9 protein-coding genes are annotated in these 11,268 nt (G+C 72.9%); 1 reads left to right on the top strand and 8 read right to left on the bottom strand.

Annotated elements, in window-relative coordinates; genetic code table 11:
• Positions 1-116: 116 nt before the first annotated feature.
• Positions 117-3,278, bottom strand: coding sequence for an ATP-dependent DNA helicase (locus AB0A74_RS32345; protein WP_358255454.1), 3,162 nt, complete (start codon positions 3,276-3,278; stop codon positions 117-119).
• 118 nt (positions 3,279-3,396) lie between these two features.
• Here AB0A74_RS32345 and AB0A74_RS32340 point away from each other — a divergent pair, with 118 nt between their 5' ends.
• A complete protein-coding gene (locus tag AB0A74_RS32340) occupies positions 3,397-3,723 on the top strand; it encodes an MGMT family protein (protein WP_121222825.1) in 327 nt (108 codons plus the stop codon).
• On the opposite strand, the gene AB0A74_RS32335 is transcribed toward AB0A74_RS32340, so the two are convergent.
• From AB0A74_RS32335 to AB0A74_RS32305, 7 genes are all read right to left on the bottom strand, one after another.
• Positions 3,686-4,075: a tetratricopeptide repeat protein gene (locus AB0A74_RS32335; protein WP_343932416.1), complete on the bottom strand. Its 390-nt coding sequence runs from the start codon at positions 4,073-4,075 to the stop codon at positions 3,686-3,688. The two genes, AB0A74_RS32340 and AB0A74_RS32335, sit on opposite strands and share 38 nt — an antisense overlap.
• A gap of 1 nt (position 4,076) precedes the next feature.
• Positions 4,077-5,033 carry a pirin family protein gene (locus AB0A74_RS32330; RefSeq protein ID WP_358255452.1) on the bottom strand — a complete coding sequence of 319 codons (957 nt, stop codon included), beginning with the start codon at positions 5,031-5,033 and terminating at the stop codon, positions 4,077-4,079.
• Positions 5,034-5,123: 90 nt separating this feature from the next.
• On the bottom strand, positions 5,124-5,792 hold the full coding sequence (locus tag AB0A74_RS32325; RefSeq protein ID WP_358255451.1) for a sirohydrochlorin chelatase: 669 nt from the start codon (positions 5,790-5,792) through the stop codon (positions 5,124-5,126).
• Positions 5,789-6,904: a uroporphyrinogen-III synthase gene (locus AB0A74_RS32320; protein ID WP_358255449.1), complete on the bottom strand. Its 1,116-nt coding sequence runs from the start codon at positions 6,902-6,904 to the stop codon at positions 5,789-5,791. The genes AB0A74_RS32325 and AB0A74_RS32320 overlap by 4 nt, the downstream gene beginning before the upstream one ends.
• Positions 6,901-7,221, bottom strand: coding sequence for a nitrite reductase small subunit NirD (nirD, locus tag AB0A74_RS32315; RefSeq protein ID WP_358255447.1), 321 nt, complete (start codon positions 7,219-7,221; stop codon positions 6,901-6,903). The genes AB0A74_RS32320 and nirD overlap by 4 nt, the downstream gene beginning before the upstream one ends.
• On the bottom strand, positions 7,218-9,710 hold the full coding sequence (gene nirB / locus AB0A74_RS32310; protein ID WP_358255445.1) for a nitrite reductase large subunit NirB: 2,493 nt from the start codon (positions 9,708-9,710) through the stop codon (positions 7,218-7,220). The genes nirD and nirB overlap by 4 nt, the downstream gene beginning before the upstream one ends.
• A gap of 131 nt (positions 9,711-9,841) precedes the next feature.
• A complete protein-coding gene (locus AB0A74_RS32305) occupies positions 9,842-11,194 on the bottom strand; it encodes a nitrate/nitrite transporter (protein WP_358255443.1) in 1,353 nt (450 codons plus the stop codon).
• Positions 11,195-11,268: the final 74 nt, after the last annotated feature.

The raw sequence follows: 11,268 nt of genomic DNA, 5'->3' as shown, positions 1-11,268 counted from the left end.
GGTCGGGTAGGGCGCATGTGCGGCGAGGCCGCGGGCGCGGGCGGGCGGTGGCGGGCGCGGGTGGGGTGGGCGTGGCCGGGGGTGGGCGCGGGGCCCGTGGCGGCGGGCGGGTGGGGTTATTGGCTCACTTGGCGGCCTGAGGGGTGGATTGGGCAGGTTGTTCGGGCTGGGCAGCGGTCGCAGTCCGGGGTTTCGTTGGCTGTGTAGGTGGGTCCCACGCTGGAGCCCGCCGCTGCCTGCACCGCTTCCAGCCACACCCGGACGCCCTGTTCGTCCAGTGGGGCCTGTTCGAGTTCGGTCGCGCCTGTCTTCTTGTTCTCCTTGGCCACGTAGAGCAGGCGGGCGCCGCCCGGGTCCGTGCCCAGGCCCAGGTGGGTGAAGCCGCCCAGGGATGACGCCAGTTGGTAGACGGCCAACTGCGGGTGTTGGCGGGCTTCCTCCTTCGTCACCGGGGACTTGCCGGTCTTCAGGTCGATGACCACCGGACGGCCCTCGCGGTCGGTTTCCAGGCGGTCCACTCGGCCCTTCACGCGCAGCCACGGGCCGCCGTCCTGCTTCGGGACCTCCACGTTGATCTCGTGTTCCACCGCCACCTGGGTCAACTGGTCGCGGCTGGACGCCAGCCAGGCCAGGAAGGTGTCCAGCATCTTCTCCACGCGCAGGCGTTCCCGGCGGGAGAACCACGGGGCTCCGGCGTCCACCGCCGACCACGCTTCCGCCAGCTTGGCGCGCAGTTCCTTCTCGTCGGCACCGGTCGCCGCCGCCTGGGCCAGGGCGTGGACCAGGGTGCCCGTCACGGACGCCAGTTCCGCCGGGTCCTGACCGCCGTGGCGTTCCACCACCCAGCGCAGGGGGCACTTGGACAGGACCTCCACCGTGGACGGGGACACGCTCACCGTGTGCTCCTCTGTCCACAGTGGATCGGTGGTGGTCACCTCCGCCAAGCCGTACCAGGAGTCCGGGTGCGCGCCGGGGACGCCGGCCGCCGCCAGGCGGGCCAGTTGGGTCGCGGCGCGGGTTCTGCGGTCCTCGGGCTCGTCGTCGGAGCACACCACCCGGCGCAGCTCGCCCACCAGCTCGGCCAGCACGAGACCGCGTTCGGGGGTGTGGGTGGGGCGCTCGGGCTGGTCGGTGGACAGCTCCTCCAGCTCGTCCAGGAACCGCGACGGCTGCTCGTCCTCCCCCCGCACGGCGCTGACCAGCAGGGTTCGCCTGGCGCGGCTCACGGCCACCAGGAGCAGGCGGCGTTCCTCGGCCAGCAGCGGCGCGATGGCGGAGGCCTCCCCGCCCACGCCGGTCAGGGTGTCCACCATGCGTTCCACGCCCAACAGGGAGCCGCGCAGCCGGAGGTCGGGCCAGCTGCCCTCCTGCACGCCCGGGACGGCGACCACGGTCCACTCCCGGCCCGCCGACGCGTGGGCGGTCAGGACGGTCACCGCCTCGCCCACCGGGGCGGACGCGGCGAGGGTGTCGCCGACGATCTCCTGCGACGCCAGGTAGTCCGCGAAACCCTCGGCACCCGCGCCGGGCAGGCGGTCCACGTACTTGGCCGCCGCTTCGAACAGGCCGACGATCGCGTCCAGGTCGCGGTCGGCCTGCATGCCGGACGTGCCGTGGCGGCCGGATTGCGCCACCCAGCGGTTCTCCAGGCCGGTGGTCTGCCACAGGTCCCACAGCACCTGCTCGACGCTGTTGCCGTCGGCGATGCCCTTGCGCGCCTTGCGCAACAGCCCCGCGACGCGCCGGGCGGGCATGGCCTCGGCGTCTTCCAGGGCGGCCAGGCGGTCGTCGGATTCGATGACCTCGACCAGCAGCTCACCGCTGGGCCGGTCACCGCCGGCGGCCATCTCCAAGCGGCGCAGGCCGCGGCGCAGGCGGCGCAGGGCCAACGGGTCCGCGCCGCCCAGGGGGGACGCCAGGAGCATGGCCGCGGTGTCCTCGTCCAGCGAGCCGGGGACCGCGGCGCACCGGAGCAGGGCCAGGAACGGCGCGACGGCCGGTTGTCGCGCCAACGGCAGCTCGTCGGTGGGCACCGCCACCGGCACGCCCGCCGCCAGCAACGCCCGTTGCAGCACCGGCAACGACCGGCTGGTGGACCGCGCCACCACCGCCATCTCCGACCACGGCACCCCGTCGATCAGGTGCGCCCGCCGCAGCTGGTCGGCCACCCAGCTCGCCTCCTGCGCACCGGACGCGAACAGCCGCACCTGCACGTGCCCCGACCCCTCGGCCGGCAGCACGTCCCGGGTCGGCGACGCGCCGGGCAGCCGCCCCGACAGCCGCCGCACCGCGTCCCGGATCTCCGGCGCCATCCGGTGGCTGCGCCGCAGCACGACGGTCGGCCAGTCGGAGTCGGCCAGCAGCCCCGGGTCCGCCCCGCGGAAGGAGAACACGGCCTGGTCCGGGTCACCGGTGAGCACGAACTCCTCCGCCGCCGCCCCCAGCCGCGACACGAACTCGAACTGCAACGGGTCGAGGTGCTGCGCGTCGTCCACCAGCAGGTGCCGGACCCGCCGCTGCTCCCCCAGCAGCACGTCCGGCTCGGTGTCGAACGCCAGCAGCGCGCTGCCGACCAGCTCCGCCGCGTCGTAGGACGCCGCCAGCCCCTGCCCGGCCCCGGCCAGCAGCCCGACCTGCTCGTACTGCACCGCGAACAACCCGGCGGCCACCCACTCGTCCCGCCCGTGCGCCCGCCCCAGCTCGACCAGGTCCTCCGGCGCCAACCCCCGCTCGGTCGCGCGCAGCAGCAGGTCGCGCAGCTCGTGGGCGAACCCGGGCAGCGCCAGCGCCGGCCGCAGCCGCTCCGGCCACTTCCGCGCGCCCATGCCCACGTCACCGGCCAGCAGCTCGCGCACCACCGCGTCCTGCTCCGGACCGGACAGCAGGCGCGGTGTCGGCTCCCCCGCCTGCACGGCCTGCGCGCGCAGCACCGCGTACGCGTACGAGTGGACCGTCCGGACCAGCGGTTCCTGCGTGGTCGGCAGCACCTCGCCCTCGGCGCGGTCGGTGAGCAGGCGCGTGATGTGGGCGCGCAGGGACACCGCCGCCCGCCGGTTCGGCGTGAGCACCAGGATCCGCTCGGGGTGCACCCCGCCGCGCCGCACCCGGTCGGCCACGACCTCGGCGAGCAGCTCGGTCTTGCCGGTGCCGGGGCCGCCGAGCACCCGCAGCGGCCCGCCGGCGTGGTCGAACACGGCGCGCGCGGGCGCGTCCCAGTGGCGCTCGGGGCGGTCCTCCCGCACCCGGCGCACCAGCAACGGGGCCCGGTTCACTGCCATGTGCCGATGGAACCACGACCCACCGACAATCCCGGGCACCACCCACCGGTACGACTTCTTGACAAGCCGTCACGAGGGTCGTGGCCGGCTACCCGGGCTGGGTGGAATCCTTGGCCGGGTGGATGAAGAGCTGCACGAGTTGGTCCGCGAGGTGGTGCGGTCGATCCCCCGCGGACGCGTGGCCACCTACGGCGACGTCGCCGACCTGTCCCGCGCCCCGTCGCCCCGGCTGGTCGGCCAGGTCCTGAACCAGGACGGGCACGACCTGCCGTGGCACCGGGTGCTGCGGGCCAACGGCACGTGCGCGCCGCACATCGCCGACGAGCAGTTGCAACTGCTCCGCGAGGAGGGCGTGGTGGCCGACAACGGGAAGGTCAACCTGCGCACGTACCGCTGGGAAGAGGCCGTCAAGGAGAAGGAGGAGGAGCCGCCGGGCCTGTGGTGACCCGCGCGGCGACCCGCTCGACCTCGGCGGCGACGTCGGGGTCGCGGGTCAGCGCGGCGGCCAGCCGCAGTTCCGGCAGCGCCTCCGCGGGCCGGCTCCGCCGGGTCAGCGTGCGACCCAGGAGCAGGCGCGCGTAACCGTCGGACGGGTCGAGGTCGACCAGCGTGCGCAGCACGGCCTCGGCCCGCCCCAGCGCGGCGGACTGGAAGTGCGCCAGCGCCAGCTCGGTCAGCACGGTGCGGTCGGTCGGGGCGTGCTCGGCGGCCTCGGCCAGGAACCGCGCGGCGCCGCTCGGGTCGCCGGCGGCCCGGAACTCGCGGCCCTTGGCCAGCAGCTCACGGACGTCGGACATGTCAGACCTCCTCGTCGGTCGGGCTCACGTGCGGCACGTGGGTCCGGCCCAGTCGCCCGGCCTGGAAGTCCTCGATCGCGTCGAGGATCTCCTTCCGGGTGTTCATCACGAACGGCCCGTACCGGGCCACCGGCTCGTTCAGCGGCAACCCGCCCAGGACCAGCACGTCCCAGGTCGTGTCGGCCTGCATGGTCACCGCCGACCCGCCGCCGAACACCGCCAGCCGCCCCTCTTCCAGCGGACGCTTCTCCGCCCCGACGGTCCCCCGCCCGGACAGCACGTAGACCAGGGCGTTGAACTCCGCCGGCCACGGCAGCGCCAGCCGGGCGCCCGCACTGAGCGTCGCGTGCAGGTACGTGATCGGCGTGTGGGTCATGCCCGGTCCGCGGTAGCCCGCCACGTCCCCGGCGATCACCCGCACCAGCGCGCCACCGTCGTCGCTGGAGAGCAGCACGGCGTCACGCGCCTTGATGTCCTGGTAGCGCGGCGGGGTCCACTTGGCCGCCTTGGGCAGGTTCACCCACAGCTGCACGCCGTGGAACAGTCCGCCCTTGGCCACCATGTCCTGCGGCGGCAGTTCGCTGTGCAGGACACCGCTGCCGGCGGTCATCCACTGCGTGGCCCCGTCGGTGATCAACCCGCCGCCGCCGGTGGAGTCCTGGTGCTCGAACGCCCCGTCGATCATGTAGGTGACGGTCTCGAACCCGCGGTGCGGGTGCCACGGCGCGCCCTTGGCCTCACCGGGCCCGTACTCGACCGCGCCCATGTGGTCGAGCAGCAGGAACGGGTCGGCCAGCGCGAGGTCCACGCCGGGGAACGGCCGCCGGACCTGGAAGCCCTCCCCCTCCAGGAACTCCTGCGCCCGCACCACCTTGCGCACCGGCCGCCAGTCGGTGGCCGCCTCGGGCAGTTCCGGCAGCCTGGGCAGGGTCAGGGTGTCTGCGGTGACGGCGGGCATCGCTGCCTCCTTCGACGGGGACCTCCAGGATGCGGGGGTCGCTCGACCCGCACAACCTCGTTGAAGGCTCAACTATTCCCCGTCGAAGACCTACGCCACGTCCTCCAGGCAGCGGGCCTGGTAGTAGCGCAGCAGGACCGCCTCGACCACCCTCAGGTGCGCGCCGATCGGGGCCGCGACCACCGGAGCGCCCGACGACGCCACCGCCCGGTGGAACAGGCCCGGCGCGAGCAGCCAGGACGCCACCGCCACCCGGCCCGGCGTCGATGCGACCACGTCCGAGATGTGGGGAGACGCGGTGGCCGCGTAGCCGATCCGCACCGGGCCGCCCACCCGGCGCGACAGGGCCTGGGCCACCTTCCCGACCTCGGCCAGCGCCCGCGGGTCCGACGAACCCGCCGCCGCCAGCACCACCGAGTCGCCGGGCTCCCAGCCCGCCTCCTCCAGCCGCGCCACCAGGGCCGGCACCAGGGCCGGGCCGATCGGCGCGGTGACCGTCACGTCCCCGTGCCCGGACGCCTCGACCTGGGCCGGGATGTCCACCCGCACGTGGTAGCCCGCCGCCAGGAACGCCGGCACCACCACGGCCGGACCGTGCACCGAACCCAGCACGGCGGTCACGTCGGGCTGCCGCACGTCCGCGTAAGCCACCCGCACCGGCACGCCGCCCAACCGCGACCGCACCAGCGCGGCGATCTCCTCCACGACCACGGCGCCGGCCGGGTCACGGGTGCCGTGCGCCACCAAGACCAACGTCATACCGCGACTCCAGCGGGGTCCATGGCCAAGCGGTAACCGCGCTTCACGACCGTCGCCACCATCCGGGGCTCGCCCAACGCCGTCCGCAACCGGCCGATCGCCGTCTCCACCGCGTGCTCCTCGCCGCCGCTCGGCAGCGCCGCCAACAACTCGCGCCGGGACACGACCCGGCCGCGCGCGGCGGCCAGGACGCGCAGCACCGCCATCGGCGCGGGCGCGACCGGGCGCAGTTCGCCGTCCACCACGACCGCCTGCCCCCGCAGCTCGATGTCCCGCCCGGCGATGCGCAGGCGGGTCGCCCGGGCGGGCAGGGCCAGGGTCAGCTCCCGGGCCAGCGCGCCGATCCGCGCCCGCGCCGGCTGGACCACGGGCACCCCCGCCGCGACCAGCGGACCCGCGGTGATCGACCCGACGCCCACCACCAGCACGTCCGACCGCAGCGCGCTGACCAGGTCCTTGTAGCGACCCGAAGCCGAAGCCACCTTCAGCACGTTCGCCGCCGCCGGCGCGCTGGTGAACGTCAGCGCGTCCACCTGGCGGGCCAGGACGGCGTCCACCAGGCGGTCCAGCGGGGCGGTGTCCACCGGGCCCGTCCACCGGTAGACCGACACCGGCACGACCTCGGCGCCCGCCGCCTCCAGGGCCGACACGAAGTCGGGCAGCGGCTCGCCGTGCTGCTGCACCGCGATCCGCTTGCCCGCCACGCCCGTCCGGATCAGGTGGTCGAGCAGCTCGGCGTTGCTCTCCCCCTCCGGCGACCACGCCTCCACCAGGCCCGCCGCCCGCACCGCGCCGCGCGCCTTGGGACCCCGCGCCATCACCTGCGCGCCCGCCAACCTGGTCACCAGGCGCGCGGCCAGGCCCCAGCCCTCCGCGGCCTCCACCCACCCCCGGAAACCGATGCCGGTCGTCGCCACCACGACGTCCAACGGCCGTTCCACCACCTCGCGGGTGGCGGCCAGCAACTCCGCGTCGTCGGGCAGCGGCACGATCCGGATGGCGGGACCGTGCAGCACGGTCGCGCCCTTGCGCTCCAACAGAGCCGTCAGCTCGTCGGCCCGCCGGGCGGCGGTCACTCCGACCGTGTACCCGGCCAGCGGGGCGGCGTTCACGGCGACCCGACCTGGACGATGCCGTCGGCCACGCGGACCGGGTGGACGGGGACCGCCGTGGACGGGTCGTCCAGGCACTTGCCGGTGCTCAGCTCGAACGCCTGCTTGTAGACCGGCGACACCACCACGGGCACGCCGCCCCGGTCGCCGACGATGCCGCGCGCCAGCACCGCCGCGCCGCTGAACGGGTCGATGTTGCCCAGCGCGTGCACCCGGCCGTCGTGGGTCAGGAAGACGGCGACCTGGGTGCCGTCGGGCAGCAGGGCGGCCACGCCGCTCTCCGGCTGCAACGCGCTCAACTCGCACACGGGTGTCATCGGACGACCTCCGGAATCCCCAGCAGGACAGGAACCTTCTGACCGCGTTCCTCGCGGAAGGAAATCGTCGGGTCGGGCGTGCCGGGCGCGTTCACGAACGAGGTGAACCGGGCCAGCTTCTCCGGGTCCTCCAGCACGCCGCGCCACTCGTCGGCGTAGTTGTCCACGTGCTTGGCCATCGCGGCCTCCAGGTCGGCGCAGATGCCGAGGCTGTCGTCCACGATGACCGACCTCAGGTGGTCCAACCCGCCCTCCAGGCCCTCGATCCAGGTCGAGGTGCGCTGCAACCGGTCCGCCGTGCGGATGTAGAACATCAGGAACCGGTCGATGAGCTTGATCAGCGTCTCGGTGTCCACGTCGGACGCGAGCAGGTCGGCGTGCCGCGGCGTGAACCCGCCGTTGCCGCCCACGTAGAGGTTCCAGCCCTTCTCCGTGGCGATGACGCCGAAGTCCTTGCCCCGCGCCTCCGCGCACTCGCGCGCGCAGCCGGACACCGCGGACTTGAGCTTGTGCGGCGACCGCAGGCCCCGGTAGCGCAGCTCCAACTCGATCGCCAGGCCCACCGAGTCCTGCACGCCGTAGCGGCACCACGTGGTGCCCACGCACGACTTCACCGTCCGCAGCGCCTTGCCGTACGCGTGCCCGGACTCGAACCCGGCGTCCACCAGCCGCTTCCAGATCTGCGGAAGCTGGTCGACGGTCGCGCCGAACAGGTCGATCCGCTGCCCGCCGGTGATCTTGGTGTAGAGGCCGAAGTCGCGGGCCACCTCGCCGATCACGATCAGCTTCTCCGGCGTGATCTCCCCGCCGGGGATGCGCGGCACCACCGAGTACGTGCCGTTGCGCTGCAGGTTGGCCAGGAAGCGGTCGTTGGTGTCCTGCAGGACCGCCTGCTCGCCCTCCAGCACGTGGCCGTTCTCCAGCGACGCCAGGATCGAGGCCACGGCGGGCTTGCACAGGTCGCAGCCCCGACCGCCCTTGCCGTGCCGGGCGATCAGCTCGCTGAACGTCGTGATGCCGGTCACCCGCACGATCTCGAACAGCTCGGCGCGCGACTGCTCGAAGTGCTCGCACAGCGCCTTGGACTGCTCGACACCGCACTCCGACAGCAGCTTCTTCAGCATCGGCACGCACGAGCCGCAGCCCGTGCCCGCCTTGGTGCACGCCTTGATCCCCGGCACGTCCACGGCCTCGCCGGCGTTCACCACGTCCACGATGTGCTGCTTGGTCACCGCGTGGCACGAGCACACCTGGGCGTCGTTGGGCAGCGACAGCTCCACGCCGCCCGCCGGGCCGATCAGCGCCGCCGGGTCGCCCGGCACCGGGCGGCCGACCAGCGGGCGCAGCACCGGGTACTTCGAGGCGTCGCCGACCAGGATGCCGCCCAGCAGCGTCTTCGCGTCGTCGGACACCACGACCTTGGCGTAGGTGCCCGCGACGGCGTCGTTGACCACGACCTCCAGCGCGCCCTCGGTCCGCGCGTGCGCGTCGCCGAACGACGCCACGTCCACGCCCAGCAGCTTCAGCTTGGTCGAGGTGTCGGCCCCCGGGAACTCCGCGGTGCCGCCCAGCAGCCGGTCCGCCACCACCTCGGCCATCGAGTAGCCGGGCGCGACCAGGCCGTAGACCACGCCGTCGATGCTGGCGCACTCGCCGATGGCGTAGACGTCCTCGTCGGAGGTCCGGCACGCGGAGTCCACGACGATGCCGCCGCGCTGCCCCACCGCGAGGCCGAACTCGCGGGCGAGCTGGTCGCGCGGCCGGATGCCCGCCGAGAACACGACGACGTCCAGGTCCAGCTCGGTCCCGTTGGACAGCTTGGCGATCAGCCGGTCGCCGTCGCGCTCGATGGACGACGCGGACGTGCCGGTGTGCACGGTCAGGTCCAGCTTCTCCACCAGCCGGCGCAGCAGCCCGGCGCCGCCCTCGTCCACCTGCAACGGCATCAGGCGCGGGCCCAACTCGACCACGTGCGGCGAGATCCCCATGCCGCGCAACGCGTTCGCCGCTTCCAGGCCGAGCAGACCGCCGCCCAGCACCATGCCCGCGTGCCGGCCGGACGAGCGCGCGCCCTCGACCGTGGCCCGGATCGCGTCCAGGTCCTCGATCGTCCGGTACACGTGGCAGCCGGGCAGGTCGCGACCGGGCACCGGCGGCACGAACGGCACCGACCCGGTGGCCAGCACCAGCGCGTCGTAGGCCTGCGCCCGCCCGGACATGCTCCGGACGACCTTGTCGTCCCGGTCGATGTGCACGACCAGGTCGTTGAGGTTCAGCTCCACCAACGGGTCCTCGTGCGGCGCGAGGCTCAGCGTGTCCGCGTCCCAGGTGTCCACATAGGACGACAGCGCGACCCGGTCGTAGGCGGGACGCCCCTCCTCGGCGAACACGACGATCCGCCACTGGTCGGTGACGTCCTTCTCGCGCAGCGCCTGCACGAGACGGTGTCCGACCATGCCGTGACCGACGACAACCAGCGTTCGCGTCATGGGACCATTCCTTCCTCTTGCCCGGCTATGCTCACCGGGCACCGTGTCGTGACAAGGTCGCGAATGTTGCGCAGGTGTTAAAGGAGCCTCACGCCGCACTTCAGAGCGTCGTGCGGGTCACAACCCGCGCGTCACACGCCCGCGTAGGCGAGGCTGGGGACCCGCGAGAAGACGCGGCTGCGCAGGTAGAACCACCAGGTCGTGGCCACGCACAACCCGTAGAACACCAGGAACGCGGTCAACGCGGGGGTCAGCGTCTTGCTGCCCTCCAGCGAGAACTTGAAGACCAGGTTGACCAGCACGCCGCCGAACGCCCCGACCGCGCCCGCGATGCCGACCACCGCCGCCGCCTGCCGCTTGGCCGACGCCGTGTCCTCCACCTGGGTGGCGAAGATGGCGGGGATCATCCGGTAGGTCGAGCCGTTGCCGATGCCCGCCAGCACGAACAGGGCGATGAACGAGCCGAAGAACAGCGGGAAGGTCTTGGTGCTCACGCTGGTCAGCACGCCCACGACGCCCACCGCCATGCCCAGGAACACCGCGAGCGTCACCTTCGCGCCGCCGAACCGGTCCGACAGCCACCCGCCGAACGGCCGGCTCACCGACCCGATCAGCGCGCCCAGGAACGCCAGCGCGACGAACCCCTTGTGCTCCACGAAACTGATCTTGATCAGCGACGGGAACGCGAACGAGAAGCCGATGAACGAGCCGAACGTGCCGATGTAGAGGAACGACATCACCCACGTGTGCTTGTTCGACATCGCCTTGCGGTAGGACGTGCCGTCCGGCTTGGCCTGGGTGAGGCTGTCCATCAGGAACCACGCGCACGCGGTGGCCACCACGATGAACGGGATCCAGAACAGCGCCGCGTAGGCCAGGTTCACGCCGGTGCCGATGCTGATCACGATCGGCACGACCAGCTGCACCATCGCCACGCCGAGGTTGCCGCCGGCGGCGTTGAGGCCCAGCGCCAGGCCCTTCTTGCCCTCCGGGTAGAAGAACGAGATGTTCGCCATGGAGGAGGAGAAGTTGCCGCCGCCGAAGCCCATCGCCGCCGAGGTCAGCAGGAAGAACCAGTACGGCGTGCCGGGGTTGGTGACGGCGATGATCAGCATGGTGCACGGGATCAGCAGCAGGCTCGCGCTGACCGTGGTCCACGCCCGGCCGCCGAACTTCGGCACCGCGAACGTGTAGGGGATGCGCAGCACCGCGCCGACCAGGTTCGGCACGATCAGCAGCCAGAACGTCTGGCCGACGCTGAAGCTGAACCCGACCGAGCCCAGGCTCACCACGACGATGCTCATCAGGCTCCACACCGTGAAGCCCAGGTTCTCCGCCAGGATGGAGAAGATCAGGTTGCGGCGCGCGACCCCCTTGCCGGTGCGCTCCCAGAACTCGGCGTCCTCGGGGTTCCAGTCGTCGATCCACCGTCCGCGTCGTTTCGCCTGCGGGGCAAGGGTTTCGGTCTCAACCACCGTGCTCATTGCGGCCTCCCAAGCTCGTGATGCGCAGACCGTAGGAACGGCCCGTTACCTCGGCGTGCGATGAGGTGTCGCGT

This window comes from Saccharothrix sp. NPDC042600, assembly GCF_040647305.1.
In the GTDB taxonomy this organism is placed as follows: Bacteria; Actinomycetota; Actinomycetes; order Mycobacteriales; family Pseudonocardiaceae; genus Actinosynnema; species Actinosynnema mutabilis.
The sequence above is the reverse complement of the archived record's forward strand: the minus strand, read 5'-3'. Positions and strand labels throughout refer to the sequence as shown.

Bases quoted from the DNA above. Each gene is read 5' to 3' on its own strand.
- AB0A74_RS32345 (WP_358255454.1), bottom strand. From the start codon at position 3,278: ATGGCAGTGAACCGGGCCCCGTTGCTGGTGCGCCGGGTGCGGGAGGAC.
- AB0A74_RS32335 (WP_343932416.1), bottom strand. From the start codon at position 4,075: ATGTCCGACGTCCGTGAGCTGCTGGCCAAGGGCCGCGAGTTCCGGGCC.
- AB0A74_RS32330 (WP_358255452.1), bottom strand. From the start codon at position 5,033: ATGCCCGCCGTCACCGCAGACACCCTGACCCTGCCCAGGCTGCCGGAA.
- AB0A74_RS32325 (WP_358255451.1), bottom strand. From the start codon at position 5,792: ATGACGTTGGTCTTGGTGGCGCACGGCACCCGTGACCCGGCCGGCGCC.
- nirD (WP_358255447.1), bottom strand. From the start codon at position 7,221: ATGACACCCGTGTGCGAGTTGAGCGCGTTGCAGCCGGAGAGCGGCGTG.
- nirB (WP_358255445.1), bottom strand. From the start codon at position 9,710: ATGACGCGAACGCTGGTTGTCGTCGGTCACGGCATGGTCGGACACCGT.
- AB0A74_RS32305 (WP_358255443.1), bottom strand. From the start codon at position 11,194: ATGAGCACGGTGGTTGAGACCGAAACCCTTGCCCCGCAGGCGAAACGA.